Origin of the sequence: Roseobacter sp. AzwK-3b, assembly GCF_000170875.1 — a bacterium.
GTDB classification, from domain to species: Bacteria; Pseudomonadota; Alphaproteobacteria; order Rhodobacterales; family Rhodobacteraceae; genus Roseovarius; species Roseovarius litoreus.
Genome location: NZ_ABCR01000011.1, coordinates 80,907 through 96,058, shown reverse-complemented (window position 1 = coordinate 96,058; position 15,152 = coordinate 80,907). Strand labels below are relative to the sequence as shown.

Genomic DNA, 15,152 nt, shown 5'->3' with positions numbered 1-15,152 from the left:
ACCCGCCTCAGAGCACCACCTCGGACGCAACACCCTGTTCCCGCGCCAGCCGAACCACCGCCGCCGCCACTGCCAGATCCTGCAGCCCGACGCCGGTGCCGTCGAACAGCGTGATCTCCTGATCCGAGCTCCGGCCCGGATGGATGCCGTTGATGACCGCGCCCAATTGGGTGATGTCATCCGCCGATATCAGTCCTTCGGCCACGGCATGTTGCGCCTCGCCCAAGGTCACCGATTGCGCCACCTCGTCGGTGAAGACGCGCGCGCGGGCCAGCAAACCCGCTTCGACCTCCTGCTTGCCATTGGTGTCGGTCCCCATGCAGGCCAGATGCGTGCCGGGGCGCACATGCGCATCGAGCAGCGACGGGGCAAAAGACGAGGTGATCGTGACGATCACATCCGCCTGCGCGCCCAATTCCTCAAGGCTCACCGCCTCGAAGGACAGGCCAAGTTCTGCGGCGGTATCCGCCAGCCGCGACAGCATCTCGGGGTGGTAATTCCAACCCACCACCTTTTCGAAGGACCGTTGCTGGACAGCCGCGCGCATCTGGAACGCCGATTGATGGCCTGCGCCGATCATGCCCAGAACCTTGGCATCCTGCCGCGCCAGATACCGGATCGACACCGCACTGGCCGCCGCCGTGCGCAGCGCCGTCAGCAGGTTACCCCCGACAAGCGCACTTGGACGGCCCGTATCAGCGTCAAAAAGGATCACGGTCGACTGGTGGTTGGTCAGGCCACGCGCCTCGTTTCCGGGCCAATAGCCACCGGATTTCAGCCCGAGCGCAAGGCTCTCGCGGTCAAATCCCGACTTGAACCCATACAGCGCGTCGGCATGGCCGATCGCCTCGCGGATCACCGGAAAGTTATAGGCATCGCCGCGCGCCATGGCCGCGAATGTCGCCTCGACCGCGTCAAAGGCGGCCTCGGGGGTCATGAGGCCCGCGATCTCGGCTTCGGGGACGATGGTGACAGTGTTGCCGGCTTGCGCGGCCTTGGGCGCCTGTGCGCTCAGGTCATTCATGACCTCTCCTTTCCGGGGCAAGGCCCCGCGTCATTCTGGATATCCTGCGTCAGATCAAGGCCGGTCCCGCAACGTGATTGTCGGGGGCCGACCAAAACGCGTCAGTAGGCCTTGCCGCGTGCGGAAACGGGCCAGACGCTTTCGACCTTGCCACCGCGCACGCCCACATACCAGTCATGCACGTTGCAGGTCGGGTCGCAATGACCCGGCACCAGCTTGAGCTTGTCATTGACCTTGAGAACGCCCTTCGGGTCTGCCACGACACCATGCTCGTCCGAGCATTTGACATATTCCACGTCATCGCGCCCAAAGACGAAAGGCAGACCGCTATCGACCGACTGCGCCTTGAGACCGGCATCCACGATCGCCTTGTCGGCCTTGGCATGGCTCATGACGCTGGTCAGCAGGAACAGCGCGTTTTCCCATTCGCCCTGATCGATGCGCTTGCCGTCCTTGTCGAGGATACGGCCATAATCGGCATCCATGAAGGCATACGATCCGCACTGAAGCTCGTTATACACGCCTGAATTGCTCTCGAAATAATAGCTGCCAGTGCCGCCGCCGCCGACGATGTCACACTCGATCCCGTCGGCTTTCAGCGCATCGACCGCGTCGCGCACCATGGCGATGGCGATGTCCACCTTGGTCTTGCGGTCCTCATAGCTGTCCATGTGCTGCATGGCGCCCTGATAAGCCTGCAGGCCGGCAAATTTCAGCCCCGGCGCGGCGTCGATCGCCTTGGCTATGCGCACCACATCGGCGGTCTGGGTCACGCCACAACGGCCCGCGCCGCAATCGATCTCGACAAGGCATTCGATCTGCGTGCCGTGCTTTTGCGCCGCCGCAGACAGATCGGCCACGTTATCGATATCATCCACGCAGCAGATCGTGCGCGCGCCCAGTTTGGGCATCCGCGCCAGCCGGTCGATCTTGGCGGGCTCGCGGACCTGATTGGACACCAGCACATCCTTGATGCCGCCACGTGCAAAGACTTCGGCCTCGCTCACCTTCTGGCAGCAGACACCGCACGCGCCGCCCAGTTCCACCTGCAGCTTGGCCACATCGACCGATTTGTGCATCTTGCCATGCACCCGGTGCCGCATCCCATGTGCCTTGGCGTAATCGCCCATCTTGCGGATGTTGCGTTCAAGCGCGTCAAGGTCCAGCACCAGACAGGGGGTCTGGATATCGGCCTCGTCCATGCCGGGCAGCGCAGGGATGTCAAAGCCCACTTCAAGCTCGTGAATGTTGCTCATGTCGTTCATCTTGGTCTCTCCCTGGTGTGTTCGGAATTCAAATATCTGTTCTCTCCGGCCCGTGATGGCCAGGCCTTAGCCGCGCATCCAGGGCAGTTTGTCGAGATCGACATTGCCGCCGGTGATGATGACTCCCACGCGCTTGCCCCGGAAGATATCGGGGTTCTTGAGAATGGCCGCAAGCGGCGGTGCGCAGCTGGCCTCCATCACGATCTTCATGCGCGCCCATGTGAGTTTCATCGCGTCGATGATCTCTTGTTCGCTGGTGGTCAGGATATCGGTCACGTGGTTCGACACGAAATGCCAGGTGTTTTCCTTCAGCGGCACCTTGAGACCGTCCGCGATGGTCTCAGGAGCGTCATCGGCGATGATATGGCCCGCCTTGAAGCTGCGATAGGCGTCGTCGGCCTGCTCGGGTTCGGCGGCATAGATCGCCACCTCTGGCGCCAGCGTGCTCAGCGTCAGACAACAGCCCGACACCATACCGCCACCGCCGATGGGCGCGATCACCGCATCCAGCCCGTCGGTCTGCTCCATCAACTCTTTCGAGCATGTCCCCTGCCCCGCGATCACCCGCGGATCGTTATAGGGATGCACGAACTCGGCCCCGGTTTCGGCCTGCACCTGGGCAAACACTGCCTCCCGCGAGGTGGTTGATGGCTCGCATTCGGTGATGATCCCGCCATAGCCGCGCACGGCGTCCTTCTTGGCCTGCGGCGCGGTGCGCGGCATGACCACGTGACAGGGGATGCCCCGCCGCCCCGCCGCATAGCTGAGACTGAGCGCATGATTGCCGCTGGAATGGGTGGCGACACCGCGCGCGGCCATCTCATCGCTGAGACCGAAGACTGCGTTCGAGGCGCCGCGCACCTTGAACGCTCCGGCCTTCTGGAAATTCTCGCATTTGAAGAACAGCTCGGCCCCCGTGAGATCGTTCAGGAACGACGAGGTCAGAACCGGCGTGCGGTGAATATAGGGCTTGATGCGCTCATGGGCGGCAAGCATGTCCTCATAGGTGGGTATTTGCGTCACGGTATCTTTCATCACGCGGCCTCCTTCCTCGTGGTGGTTGCGGGATCGAGGCGATAATGAGCCTGCGCCGCCGCCACGCCCGAACCAAGGGCGATATCCATGCCCAGATCGGCCATCACCATTTCCGCCGTGGCAATGCCGCTCAGGGCCATGACGTCGGTCATGCGGCCCAGATGACCGATGCGGAACGCCTTGCCTGCGAGCTCACCCAGACCAGTGCCGAAGGCGACGCCATACCGCTCGACCGCATGTGCAACAAAACGGTTCGCATCCACACCCTCGGGCATACGGATCGCCGACACGGTGTCAGACCACAGATCCGGGCTGTCGGCGCACAACTCCAGTCCCCAGGCATGCACCGCACGGCGCACCCCTCCGGCAATCCGGTGGTGACGGGCAAAGACATTGTCCAGCCCTTCGTCCAGCAACATGCCCGTGGCCATCTTGAGACCGTTCAGCAACCCGACTGCAGGCGTGTAGGGATAGGCGCCCGCCGCATAACCCCGGGCCATGTCGCGGATATCGAAATAGGTGCGGTGCAGAGTGGCCCCCTCGACCGCCTGCATGGCACGCGGCGAGAAGGCGACGATGGCCAGACCGGCGGGCAGCATGAAGCCCTTTTGCGAGCCGGTCACCGCGATATCGACGCCCCACTCGTCCATGCGGAAATCCATCGACCCGATCGAGCTGACCCCATCGACCAGCAACAGCGCCGGATGGCTTGCCGCATCCATCGCGCGACGGATCGCGGCGATATCGGACACGACGCCGGTCGCGGTCTCGTTATGGGTGGCCAACACGGCCTTGATCCGGTGCCCCGTATCGGCGGCCAGAACCTCTTCGTAGCGGTCTGCGGGCAAGCCCGCACCCCAGCCCGCCTCGATCACCTGCACGTCCAGACCGTGACGCTGGCACAGGTCGATCCAGCGATGGCTGAACATCCCGTTGCGCGCAGCCAGAACGGCATCGCCAGCGCTCAGCGTGTTGCTGATCGCAGTCTCCCATCCGCCGGTCCCGGTGCCGGGAAAAACGAATACCTCTGCTGTTTGCGATTTCAGCACGGCTTTGACGCCTTCCAGGGCAGGGTGGAGAATATCGGCAAAGAGTGGCGACCTGTGGTCAAGCGTGGGCATGTCCACGGCTTTGCGCAATTCCTCGGGCATATTGGTCGGACCCGGGATGAAAACGGGGTTCTGAAAGCTCATGACATGGCCCTCCTCGGTGTGTCGATGTTCAACTTACAGAGCCGCCATCACAAACCCAATTTTTTTGAAAAACTTTTTCGAAGACAAGCGTTCAGGTGTATTTACATGTTTTTCAATGACTTGTATTTTTTCACTAGATGGAATTATTTTTCACATTTAGAATACCATCGGATACAACCACCGGAATCGGAGCCACGGATGGATCAGACGACACGCCGGCGCGGACGGCCAAAGGGCTTCAACAGCCCCACCTCCAAGACCACGATCCAGTCGCTTGACCGGGCATTCGACGTGCTCGATTGCCTTGCCGCGCGCGACGGTCTGACGCTGACCGACATCGCCGAAACGCTGGAGCAGTCCCCCGCCACGATCCACCGCGTGCTGGCCACGCTCGAGGCGCGGGGCATCGTCGACAGCGACACCGGCACGCAGACATGGTTCATAGGGGCGATGGCCTATCGGATCGGATCCGCCTTTCTGCGCCGCTCTGGCGTGGTCGAACGTGCCCGCGCCAGCATGCGCGAGTTGATGCAAAGCACGGGCGAAACCGCCAATCTGGGGATCGAACAGGCAGGACAGGTGATGTTCATCAGTCAGGTGGAAACCCCACAGACGATCCGGGCCTTCTTTCCACCGGGCACTGTCTCGCCGATGCATGCATCGGGCATCGGCAAGGCGCTGCTGGCGCAATATGCCGATGATCGGATGGCAGCGTTTCTCAAAGCGCATGCGCTGACCCGCTTCACCGACAGAACCATCACCGATCCGGATGCCTTGCGCGAGGACATGGCCCTGACGCGCGCCCGTGGCTGGGCCTGGGACGACGAGGAAAAGGCCGCCGGAATGCGTTGTGTCGCGGCGCCGATCTTCAACATCTTCGCCGAACCCGTGGCGGGCATTTCGGTGTCTGGGCCCACCCATCGGATGGATCTGGCGCGGATCGAAGAGATCGGCGCGATGGTGCGCGAAGCGGCGGCGGCCGTGTCCCGCGCCCTCGGGGCCGAGACGAACAAGCCGTCTCAGGTCGCGGATCAGGCGGCGTCGTAGCTGGTGAAAACCTCGGTCGTGCCATCACGGCGGATCAAGTGCACGTCATACGCCTCGCGCCGGTCTTCCGGTCCCATGCCGGGCGAACCATAGGGCATCCCCGGCACGGCAAGCCCCACCGCGTCGGGCCGCTCGTCGAGAAGGCGGCGGATGTCGGCGGCAGGCACATGGCCTTCGATCATGTAGCCCGCGATCTTGCCCGTGTGGCACGAGGCCATCTTGGGCGGAATGCCATTGTCCAGCTTGTAGCGGCTGAGCGCGGTGCCGAAGCTGGTTTCTGTCGTCACCTCGAACCCCTCGGCCTGCATGATCTCGATCCAGGCGCCGCAGCATCCGCAATTGGGGTCTTTGAGAACATGGATCAACGGCCGCCCGGCGGCGGCGGCGGGCATGGCTGCGCTCAATGTCACGGCAGCACTGCCGACAAGCAGGCTGCGGCGGGTCAGGGTCGGGCGTGTCATCGTCTTCGGCCTCCGGGTTTGCGTTGCAGGTCAGCATAGACCAGCCCACCGCCGCCTCCAACCGCCGGTTCCCGCAGCGCACGAAATCGTGTCCACCGGCTCAGCCCGCCAGCCAGACATCCAGAAACAGCATGACCACCAAACCCACCGCCAGCCCAAGCGTCGCCTTGTTCTGGTGGCCGCTGCGATGGGTTTCAGGGATGATCTCGTGGCTGATGACATAGAGCATCGCCCCCGCCGCAAAGGCCAGACCCCAAGGCAGCAAAGGCTCGGAGATCGAAACAAGCCCCGCGCCAAGCACACCGCCCAAAGGCTCCACCAGCCCGGTCAGCGCCGCAATCACCCACGCTCGCGCCCGCCCGTATCCTTCGCCCAGAAGAGCCACCGCCACGGCCAGCCCTTCGGGTGCGTTCTGCAAGCCGATGCCGATGGCCAGAGGCAAACCGCCTTCGAGCCCATGCGCGCCAAAGCCCACGCCAACAGCCAGCCCTTCTGGAAAATTGTGAATGGTGATCGCGAAGATGAACAGCCAAACCCTACGCAGCGCCACCGCATCCGGCCCTTCGCGGCCCATGCGGAAATGCTCATGCGGGAGCGCCTCGTTCATCAGATGCACCGCCGCCATACCGATCAGGATCGACACACAGGCGATCAGCGCCGGTATGGCGCCCCGCCCATAGGTTTGCCCCGCCGCATCCAGCGCCGGGATAATCAGCGAAAAGAATGACGCGGCCAGCATGACGCCCGCGGCAAAGCCAAGCGACATGTCCCGAAACGCCCGTCCCGGCTCCCGCCCCGCCAGCACCGGCAAAGCCCCGACCGCCGTCATCAGCCCTGCCGCAAGGCTGCCCAGAAACCCCAGCATCAGCGGTGAGGCAAAGCCATCCATCACGTCGGCCTCAGGCCCATTCGCCCTGCCGGAACACCGGAACGCGCGTACCATCCTCGCGCAGACCGTCGATATCGGTCTCGGCCCCGCCGATCATCCAGTCCACATGGATCAGGCTGGCATTGCCGCCACGCGCAGCGATCTCGTCAGGGCTGAGGCTGTCGCCACCCTCGAAGCACTGGGAATAGCACTGGCCAAGTGCGATATGGCACGCGGCGTTTTCATCATAGAGCGTGTTGTAGAACAGCAGCCCCGATTGCGAGATCGGTGAGGAATGCGGCACCAGCGCCACCTCGCCCAGACGGCGCGCGCCCTCGTCGGTGTCCAGCAGCTTGTGCAACACGGCCTCGCCACGGGTGGCCCTGGCTTCGGTGATGCGGCCGCCCTCGAAACGGACCTCGATATTCTCGATCAGGCTGCCCTGATGCGACAGCGGCTTGGAGGCACGCACATGACCTTCGGTGCGGGCGGCATGTGGGGTGGTGAACACCTCTTCGGTCGGGATGTTCGGATTGCAGTTAACACCGTTGCGCGCCACCGACGCCCCACCTTGCCATTCATGCCCATCGGCCAACCCGACCGTCAGATCGCTGCCCGGTCCGGTGAAATGGAGCGCAGCGAACCGCTGCTCGTTCAGCCACTCGGTCCGCGCGCGCAGAGTGGCGTTATGCGCTTGCCATGCAGCCACGGGATCGGATGCATCGACACGCGACGCGGCAAAAATCGCCTGCGCCAGCCTGTCCACCGCCTGATCCTCGGGCAGGTCGGGGAACATGCGACGCGCCCATGACGGGCTTGGATAGCTGGCGATCGACCAGTTGATCGCGAAATTGGCGATATGTTCCAGCGCGGGCTTGTAAGCCATGGAATTGGCCTTGCCGGCGCGCGCCACCTTGGCGGGGTCTTCATCGGCCAGAAGCATCGGGTCATCGCCCACGACCGCCATACGCGCAGCGCCTCCTTCGAACGCCTTGGCCATCCCTTCGTAAAGCCAACCCGGCGCGCGGTCGAAACTGTCGTCGGGCGCATTACGATAGCGCGCCAGCATCAACGCCTCATCCCCCAGGATCGGCGTCACAAGCCCCGCGCCCGCGCGATACGCCTCGGCCACGACACGGCGCACCAAGGGCAGCGCCGCCACCGGCGCGGTCAGCACAAGGTCTTGCCCCGGCTGCAGGTTCAGACCCACCCTGACCGCCACCTCCGCCAGCTTGTCCAGTTGCGGCGCGTATCTGTCCTCAAGTGTCATGACCTGCTCCTGATTTACTGTCGCGCGCACGTTCGAAGAACCCGGGCCGAAGGTCAAGGCGGCAAGGCCACCTTCCCATGGCCGCGATCCGGGCCATACCCAACAAAAAGGGCCGCCCCCTTTCGGCGCGGCCCGGTTTTGGATTGTGATGGGTTACAATCCCACCTCAACCGGCCTTGCGCCGGTGGTGCAGTTCGCGCATCAGCGCCTTGGCCGCCAGATGCATCCCCGAATTCTGAAGGGATTCGATCCGCTGTTCGATTTCCTCAATCGTCATATCGCTCATGGCTGTCTCCTATCGGTTCTGTTTCAGATCGTGGGCCGAAGCGTCAAATGGCTGCGGGCGGCAAGAGCCGCTCGGGTGTCGCGCGTGACGGTTGATGTCCACTCGGTCCGGCCCGGAGGCCGGCATCGCATGTGGGTGGACCCATTCGGACCCGGGCATGGTGGCCGTGCGCATGGCGCAGGCCCATACCGATGGTGAGGCCGTATATCGGCCCTGAGTGCCGAAAGATCAACCCCAAGTTCCCACCAATCAAAGGGATGGAGCGCGCCGGATCAGCTGTCCGGCGCCGCGACAAAACGCAAATGGCCGGTCTTCATCCAGAGTGTCGCGCCATCCGGCCCGGCACTGAGCGTGAGCGCCTCCCCCTCCGGCAGGCGCAGCCAGTCGCCCGCGTGCAGCCTGTCTTCGCCATCTTGCACAGAGCCCGACAACAGCAGCAGTTCCAGCCCTCCCGCCGGCGCAAAGTCGAGCGCGGCACCGGCATCGAGCGCGTAATAGCGCACGATCTCGCGGCCATCGCGGAAAAGCTCGTTGACCTTCACGCCATCGCCTTGCGCGACAAGACCCTCGGCCATGGGCGTGCTGAACTGCGTGCGGTCCTCGGGGTCGAATTGCCAGAGCTTGACGAAGATCGTGCAGCCCTTGTCCGAGCCGGGCGTGTGGCTGGTGGTCGGCGGGTTGCGCACATAGGTTCCGGCGGGATAATCGCCATGCTCATCCTGAAACACGCCGTCGAGCACGATGAATTCCTCGCCGCCGCCATGGGTATGCGGGGAAAAACTCTGACCCGGCGCGAAGCGCACGATGCTGGTGGCGCGCGCCACCTCGTCGCCGATCCTGTCCAGCATGCGTCGTTCCACCCCGGGTGAGGGCGAGGGATGCCACGGCTCTTTTTCGGTCCGCACCAGAACGCGCTGCGAAAAATCGGAATTCAGCTCCATGATCTCGTCCTTTCAAGTCGTGCCACAGCCAGAAGCCGCAAGGCCGCAATGAGTGATCCAGCCTTGTGGATTCGATGCGACGGATTATTCTCCCCTCATACTAACGCAAAACACGGGGAGATCATCATGCCGGACGGAAGAAATGCGTCACCGACATCGCGACGCAGCGTCGTGGTTCAGGAATTCACCAACAGTGTTCTCGATCCCGATGCGCCGATGCTCGGCCCGGTCGAGAATGGCGGCACCATCATCGCCAACACCGCACCGGGATGCTGGGGGCCGATGATCACACCCCGCCTGCGCGGCGGACATGAAGTCACGAAACCGATCTTCGTGGAAGGCGCCGAGGTTGGCGATGGCGTCGCGATCCGCATCCGCGACATCACAGTGACCTCGATCGCCACCGCATCCGGCCATGACAGCTCGCCCGAAGGGTTCTGTCTGGGCGATCCCTATGTCGCGGCGCGCTGCCCGACCTGCGACACCGTCTGGCCCGAGACGCATATCGAAGGCAGCGGACAGGATTCGGTCAAATGCGACGTCTGCGGCAATGCCGTCAAACCCTTTGAAATCGTGCACGGCTATACCGTCACCTTCGATGATACGCGCAGCGTGGGCCTGACCCTGCCGCACGAGGCGGCCGAAGCCATCGCCGCTCAGGCCGATCATTACTCGGCGCTGCCCGATGAAAGCCGCCAGCATTCGATCCTGCATTTCGCGCCGTCGGACATGCCCGGCACGTTGATCCGGATGCGGCCCTTCATGGGTCAGCTTGGCACCTGCCCCTCCATGCCGATGCCCGACAGCCATAACGCCGGCGATTTCGGCGCCTTCCTTGTGGGCGCGCCGCATGACTACGGCATCACGGTCGAACAGCTCAACGAGCACAAGACCGACGGCCATATGGATATCGACGCGGTGCGCGCCGGAGCGATCCTTGTCTGCCCGGTCAAGGTGCCGGGGGCCGGGGTCTATATGGGCGACATGCATGCCGGTCAGGGCGATGGCGAAATCGCGGGACACACGATGGATGTATCGGGCAGCGTCACCCTGCAGGTCGAAGTGGTGAAAAACTACCCGCTCGATGGGCCTGTGCTCTTCCCGCTCGAAGAAGACCTCCCGCCCCTCACCAAACCCTTTACCGAAGCCGAAAAAGCCAAAGGGCAGCGGCTTGCAACCAAATGGGGCGTGTCACAGATCGAACCACTTGCACCGGTGTCGGTGATCGGCACGGCGGCCAATCTGAACGAGGCGATCGAAAACGGGCTGGCGCGCGCCGCCAAGCTGCTGGACATGACCGTGGCCGAGGTGCGTAACCGCGCCACCGTGAACGGCGCGATCGAGATCGGCCGCGCACCGGGGGTCATTCAGGTCACGTTCCTCGCGCCCTTGGCCAAGCTGGATGCGGTGGGTCTGGGCGATTACGCCCGCGAGCAATACGGGCTGTGATCGACGCCTGACCATGTGAAAACCGCAGGGGCGCGGACCGGGACCACCGGCGCCGCGCCCCTCGTCATTCGTAGCCGGTCATTTCCAGATAGCCCCGCCCCGCATGGCTGCCCGACACCACCACAGGGCCTTCCCAATAGGGCACGCTGGTGTGCATCCATGCATCGGGGTTGATCGCCCCCACTTCGACATCCACGCCATAACCCGGCACTTCGAGCCGCCAGCGCGTCGGCACGTCGCGCCCCGCGACGCGGGTCGTCTCCAGCGGGCTGGCGATAACCTCTCCGTCCTGCAAGGCACGGGTCGCCCCATCCGGCCCGATCCATGTGCCGGAACTGAATGCCGTGCCATCGGTTTGACGCAGCTGGAATCCCATCAGCTTGTCACCATCCTCGAACGTCAATGAAAACCAGTCCCACCCGGTTTGATCCTCCGCCAGCGGCTGCGACGACCATTCCCGGTCCAGCCAGGCGGTGCCGGTGACCGGCACCACGCCCTCGGGGAGGGTCAACTGTCCGGAGATGCGGAAAAACGGCTGCGAGTAATAGTAGCTCGCCTGCCCCGCCGCCGATTTGACCGAATAGCCACCATCGCCGTGAAACACCAACGGCCCCTCGGCCTGCAGGCGCATGTCATAGGAAAAGACATCGCCCGTCGCGGTCAGCCTCACATCCTCCAGCGTCTCGCCCGCCATGCGCCAATCATCGATCCACGCCTCGAACGGCGCCGCCGTGACACCGGCCTGCCCGATCCCGCCACGGGCAAAGCGTTCGGCGCTGTGATGCGCCTGCGGTGTGGTGATCGCGGCATGGGCGAACCAGATCTGCGGGCTGTCCCATCCCGGGCCTTCGCCCGGGGCCAGCGCCGAGCGAAAGAGCGTCCATTGCAACCCGTAGGGCGCACCGTCAGGGCCGCTCAGATTGGCTGTCAGGTACCACCACTCGATCCGGTAATCGGGGTGCGGGCCGTGATCTTGCGGAAAGGCGAATTGCGGGTCGGGCTGTGGCACGGCGAAACCTTGCGCATCGCTGCCCATCCCGGCAAACCCCTGCGCCGGCGCCTGCACCGGACAGGCCAGCACCAGCACCAAAGCCAGCAGCCATGCAATACGATCACCCCTCATGCGCGAACACCTTCAGCAGATGCGATGGCGGCGTGCGCGCCAACTTCAGCGCAGGCCATGCGGCGGCGGCCATCGCCGCACATAGCGCAAGCGTCCCCAACACCGCGTAATCCAAGGGGAACAGAAACATCGGCAACCGCCAGCCGAACGCCTCGACATTGATGACCGCCAGCAACATCCACGCCAGCGCCAGCCCCAAAGGCACCGCCACCATCAGCGTCAGCGCGGCAAGGATCACCGCGCGCCAAAGCTCCAACCGGCCAAGCTCGCGCCGGGTGAGGCCAAGCGCCCAGGCAGGGGCAAGCTGCGGGATGCGCATGCCCGCCAGCGTCAGCAGGCTCATCAGGATGGCAAAGCCCGCAACCGCCAGCGTGAGCACATTGAGCGCCGCCGTCACGGTGAATGTCCGCTCGAACACCCCCATGGAAAACGCCTTGAGCGCGGATTGATCGGTGATCTGCCCCTCCTCCACGATGCCCGCATCGACCAGCGCATCCCGCAAGGCATCGGGGGCCTGTGTCCGCAGGCCGAACCTTGTCGCGCGCGTCTCGGGGAACAATGCGCCGAACAGCCCCTCGCCGATCACCGCCTGCCCGATCGGATTGCCATAATCGCTGACCACGCCCGCAATCGGCACCTCGCGCCCCGGCGCAAGGGGCAGCCTGTCCCCCGGCCACAGATCGGCACGGCGGGCCATCTGTTCGTTGATGATGACAGCCTCGCCCGCAGCCACCCGATCCCACACAGCCCCATCCTGCGCGATAAAGGACCAGTTGTCGCGATAGGCCGGGCCGACGCGCACGCCAAGTATCTCGGCCTTCTGGCCCGCAAGCCGCGTCTCGGCGGACAAGAGCGGAAGAACGCCCTCCGCACGTCCTTCGACAAAGGACAAAAGCGCCTCCGCCTGCGCCGCATCATCGGTGGCCACATAAAGCCCGGCAGTCAGACGTTGATCCAGAAAGCCGGTAAAGGTCAGCCGGAAACTCGACACCATGGTCGACACCCCGATATTCGCCGCCATCGCCAGCAACAGCGCCATCAGCGCAAGACTGAGGCCCGGCACCTGCTGGCGCGTATCGGCCCAGAACCATTCCCACCGCACGGACCTTGCCCGGCGCTCGGCCGTCTTGAGCGCACGTTCAAGGATCAACGGAAAGACCAATGCCGCCCCGAACAGAAGACAGGCGACACCGGCAAACCCCGCGATCAGACCGCTGCCAAGCCACACCAACCCCGCCGCCATCCCGAAAAGCCCCAGACCAGCCATCGCCAGCAGAGCATGACGCCGGCCTGCAGCCATGCTCCATGCGCGCGCATCGCTGTTGGCCAACGCCGGCATCCGCGCGATCCGCCAGAACGCGCCCGACGCCGCAAGCCCCGTGCCCGCCAGTGCGATCCCCAGACCCGACAGCCACCACGACGGCTCAAGGTTCAGCGCCCCCGACACCTGCGCGCCATAAAGCCCCTCCAGCGTAGCCGCCACATCCGGCAGAAGGGCCGCCGCCAAAAGGTATCCAAGCACCACTCCGACAGCCCCCGCAATCAAAGCGATCACCGCCAGTTCCGCCGCCATCAGCCCGATCAGATGCCGCAGCGGCAGCCCCAGACTGCGCAGCGTGCGCACCATGCCGCGCCGTTGCTCGAACGCGAGGCCGATCGCGCCATGCACGATGAAGATACCCACCGCGAAACTCAGCAACCCGAACGCCGTCAGGTTAAGATGAAAGCTGCCGGTCAGCTGGCCGATATCCGAGCTTTGCTGCGATGGGCGCAGCACCAGATCGGGCGCGATCTCGTCCAGCGGGGGGCGACCGCGCGGCTGGCTTTCGGCCAGCATCAGGCGGCTGAGCTCCTGCGGGCGATCCAGCAGGGATTGCGCGACGCCGATATCGGTCACAGCCGTGTCGGGGGCCAGCCCCGGATCGGCCACCACGCGCGGTGTCACGCTCCGCGCCAACGCCTCGGCGATATCCGGATGGGCAAAGATCAACCGTTCGGACAGAAAGCTTTGCAAGGGGGCATCACCGGCCTGCGTGATCGGCCCTGCCCCGCCGGGCGCTGTCAGCGGATCGATCCCGACGATACGCACCCGCTCGCCCCCTGCGTCCAGACTGCCCTCGATCACCGGACCGACAAGCCAGCCCGCACGGCGCAAACTCACGAAGCGGTCTTGTGCGATCGTATCGCCGCTGCGCGGAACCAGCTGATCGAACCGCCCCTCGCCCAACAGGGCCGCGGCCGCGTCATAGCTGCTGCGCGCCTGCGCATTCAGCGCCTGCACCCCCGACCAAAGCGCCGTGGCCAGCGCCAGCCCCGCCACCAGCGTGAAAAGCTGCAAAGGATTGCGCCGCCAATGCGACCAGAGCGCCTGACCCGCCGCCGCGATCATTCCAACCGCCCCTGCCGCAGATGCAGCCGCCGCCCCGCCCGCGCCGCAAGCGCCGGGGAATGCGTCACCATCATCAGCGCGGCGCCCGTCTCGTGGACAAGCGCCAGCATTTCTTCGATCACAACCGCGGCGGTCGCCTCGTCCAGATTGCCGGTCGGCTCATCCGCCAGCACAAGCCGTGGCCGCGCGGCCAGCGTCCGGGCGATGGCGACACGCTGCTGCTGGCCGCCCGACAATTGCTCAGGGTATTTCGCCAATTGCCCGGTCAGGCCCAAAGCCTCGGCCAGTCGGTCGGCGCGGGCCTGGTCGAAGCGCCCGGCAAGCCGGGCCTGAAAGCTGATATTCGCCGCCACGCTCAGCGACGGGATCAGGTTGAACTGCTGGAACACCACCCCCACCGTGCCGCGCCGCAAGGCCGCGCGCCCTGTGTCATCGAGGCGCGTCACCTCCTGACCATCCAGCCGGATGCAGCCACCATCAGCCGTGTCCAGCCCGCCCACCAGATGCAGAAGCGTGCTTTTGCCCGACCCCGACTCGCCAGTCAGCGCAAGGGTTTCGCCCGCATCCAGCGACAGGCTCACGCCACGCAGCACCTCTGTCGGGCCTTCCGGCCCGGCATAGGATTTCGTCAGATTGTCGATCTGCAGCAACATGGCACCTCCGTCTGATGGGAAGCTATGCCATGCGCAGCGGATGAAAAGCCACAGGCGCCGAAAATCGACCCGGTGGCCAATAAAGCGTTCCGCCTTCAACCCAAGGCATCAGCGACAGGCGGAACGCGTGCAACGATTGAACCCAGCA

13 protein-coding genes are annotated in these 15,152 nt (G+C 64.5%); 2 read left to right on the top strand and 11 right to left on the bottom strand.

Going from position 1 to position 15,152, the window contains the following annotated elements:
- Positions 1-7: 7 nt before the first annotated feature.
- The 4 genes from bhcD to bhcA form a co-directional block, all read right to left on the bottom strand.
- Entirely contained in the window at positions 8-1,024 is a 1,017-nt protein-coding gene (gene bhcD / locus RAZWK3B_RS16920; protein WP_007817291.1) for an iminosuccinate reductase BhcD, read from the bottom strand.
- Positions 1,025-1,125: 101 nt separating this feature from the next.
- A complete protein-coding gene (gene bhcC, locus RAZWK3B_RS16915) occupies positions 1,126-2,289 on the bottom strand; it encodes a 3-hydroxy-D-aspartate aldolase BhcC (RefSeq protein WP_007817288.1) in 1,164 nt (387 codons plus the stop codon).
- A 66-nt stretch (positions 2,290-2,355) separates the two neighbouring features.
- Positions 2,356-3,324 carry a beta-hydroxyaspartate dehydratase BhcB gene (gene bhcB / locus RAZWK3B_RS16910; RefSeq protein WP_007817286.1) on the bottom strand — a complete coding sequence of 323 codons (969 nt, stop codon included), beginning with the start codon at positions 3,322-3,324 and terminating at the stop codon, positions 2,356-2,358.
- On the bottom strand, positions 3,324-4,517 hold the full coding sequence (gene bhcA, locus RAZWK3B_RS16905; protein ID WP_007817284.1) for an L-aspartate--glyoxylate aminotransferase BhcA: 1,194 nt from the start codon (positions 4,515-4,517) through the stop codon (positions 3,324-3,326). Before bhcA ends, bhcB begins: the two co-directional genes overlap by 1 nt.
- 198 nt (positions 4,518-4,715) lie before the next feature.
- Here bhcA and bhcR point away from each other — a divergent pair, with 198 nt between their 5' ends.
- A complete protein-coding gene (bhcR, locus tag RAZWK3B_RS16900) occupies positions 4,716-5,564 on the top strand; it encodes an HTH-type transcriptional regulator BhcR (RefSeq protein WP_007817283.1) in 849 nt (282 codons plus the stop codon).
- Here bhcR and RAZWK3B_RS16895 read toward each other — a convergent pair.
- The 4 genes from RAZWK3B_RS16895 to RAZWK3B_RS16880 all read right to left on the bottom strand — a co-directional run bounded on the left by RAZWK3B_RS16895 (position 5,549) and on the right by RAZWK3B_RS16880 (position 9,390).
- Positions 5,549-6,025, bottom strand: coding sequence for a DUF411 domain-containing protein (locus RAZWK3B_RS16895; RefSeq protein WP_007817281.1), 477 nt, complete (start codon positions 6,023-6,025; stop codon positions 5,549-5,551). The genes bhcR and RAZWK3B_RS16895 overlap by 16 nt on opposite strands.
- Before the next feature lie 100 nt (positions 6,026-6,125).
- Entirely contained in the window at positions 6,126-6,914 is a 789-nt protein-coding gene (locus RAZWK3B_RS16890; RefSeq protein ID WP_007817279.1) for a ZIP family metal transporter, read from the bottom strand.
- 10 nt (positions 6,915-6,924) lie between these two features.
- Entirely contained in the window at positions 6,925-8,163 is a 1,239-nt protein-coding gene (locus RAZWK3B_RS16885) for an aminopeptidase (protein WP_007817277.1), read from the bottom strand.
- A 558-nt stretch (positions 8,164-8,721) separates the two neighbouring features.
- A complete protein-coding gene (locus RAZWK3B_RS16880) occupies positions 8,722-9,390 on the bottom strand; it encodes a cupin domain-containing protein (RefSeq protein WP_007817273.1) in 669 nt (222 codons plus the stop codon).
- 126 nt (positions 9,391-9,516) lie between these two features.
- Between RAZWK3B_RS16880 and RAZWK3B_RS16875 the strand changes: the two genes are divergently transcribed.
- Positions 9,517-10,839, top strand: coding sequence for an acetamidase/formamidase family protein (locus tag RAZWK3B_RS16875; protein ID WP_007817271.1), 1,323 nt, complete (start codon positions 9,517-9,519; stop codon positions 10,837-10,839).
- Positions 10,840-10,903: 64 nt separating this feature from the next.
- On the opposite strand, the gene RAZWK3B_RS16870 is transcribed toward RAZWK3B_RS16875, so the two are convergent.
- The 3 genes from RAZWK3B_RS16870 to RAZWK3B_RS16860 are packed head-to-tail and all read right to left on the bottom strand — an operon-like array spanning position 10,904 to position 15,004.
- Positions 10,904-11,962: a lipocalin-like domain-containing protein gene (locus RAZWK3B_RS16870; RefSeq protein ID WP_007817268.1), complete on the bottom strand. Its 1,059-nt coding sequence runs from the start codon at positions 11,960-11,962 to the stop codon at positions 10,904-10,906.
- Entirely contained in the window at positions 11,952-14,351 is a 2,400-nt protein-coding gene (locus RAZWK3B_RS16865) for an FtsX-like permease family protein (RefSeq protein ID WP_007817266.1), read from the bottom strand. The genes RAZWK3B_RS16870 and RAZWK3B_RS16865 overlap by 11 nt, the downstream gene beginning before the upstream one ends.
- Positions 14,348-15,004: an ABC transporter ATP-binding protein gene (locus tag RAZWK3B_RS16860; RefSeq protein ID WP_007817265.1), complete on the bottom strand. Its 657-nt coding sequence runs from the start codon at positions 15,002-15,004 to the stop codon at positions 14,348-14,350. Before RAZWK3B_RS16860 ends, RAZWK3B_RS16865 begins: the two co-directional genes overlap by 4 nt.
- Positions 15,005-15,152 lie beyond the last annotated feature (148 nt).

What these genes read in the sequence shown, in the direction of transcription:
- bhcA (WP_007817284.1), bottom strand. Translation starts at nt 4,517, where the DNA reads ATGAGCTTTCAGAACCCCGTTTTCATCCCGGGTCCGACCAATATGCCC.
- RAZWK3B_RS16895 (WP_007817281.1), bottom strand. Translation starts at nt 6,025, where the DNA reads ATGACACGCCCGACCCTGACCCGCCGCAGCCTGCTTGTCGGCAGTGCT.
- RAZWK3B_RS16885 (WP_007817277.1), bottom strand. Translation starts at nt 8,163, where the DNA reads ATGACACTTGAGGACAGATACGCGCCGCAACTGGACAAGCTGGCGGAG.
- RAZWK3B_RS16870 (WP_007817268.1), bottom strand. Translation starts at nt 11,962, where the DNA reads ATGAGGGGTGATCGTATTGCATGGCTGCTGGCTTTGGTGCTGGTGCTG.
- bhcR (WP_007817283.1), top strand. Translation starts at nt 4,716, where the DNA reads ATGGATCAGACGACACGCCGGCGCGGACGGCCAAAGGGCTTCAACAGC.
- bhcD (WP_007817291.1), bottom strand. Translation starts at nt 1,024, where the DNA reads ATGAATGACCTGAGCGCACAGGCGCCCAAGGCCGCGCAAGCCGGCAAC.
- bhcB (WP_007817286.1), bottom strand. Translation starts at nt 3,324, where the DNA reads ATGAAAGATACCGTGACGCAAATACCCACCTATGAGGACATGCTTGCC.
- bhcC (WP_007817288.1), bottom strand. Translation starts at nt 2,289, where the DNA reads ATGAACGACATGAGCAACATTCACGAGCTTGAAGTGGGCTTTGACATC.
- RAZWK3B_RS16865 (WP_007817266.1), bottom strand. Translation starts at nt 14,351, where the DNA reads ATGATCGCGGCGGCGGGTCAGGCGCTCTGGTCGCATTGGCGGCGCAAT.
- RAZWK3B_RS16875 (WP_007817271.1), top strand. Translation starts at nt 9,517, where the DNA reads ATGCCGGACGGAAGAAATGCGTCACCGACATCGCGACGCAGCGTCGTG.
- RAZWK3B_RS16880 (WP_007817273.1), bottom strand. Translation starts at nt 9,390, where the DNA reads ATGGAGCTGAATTCCGATTTTTCGCAGCGCGTTCTGGTGCGGACCGAA.
- RAZWK3B_RS16860 (WP_007817265.1), bottom strand. Translation starts at nt 15,004, where the DNA reads ATGTTGCTGCAGATCGACAATCTGACGAAATCCTATGCCGGGCCGGAA.
- RAZWK3B_RS16890 (WP_007817279.1), bottom strand. Translation starts at nt 6,914, where the DNA reads ATGGATGGCTTTGCCTCACCGCTGATGCTGGGGTTTCTGGGCAGCCTT.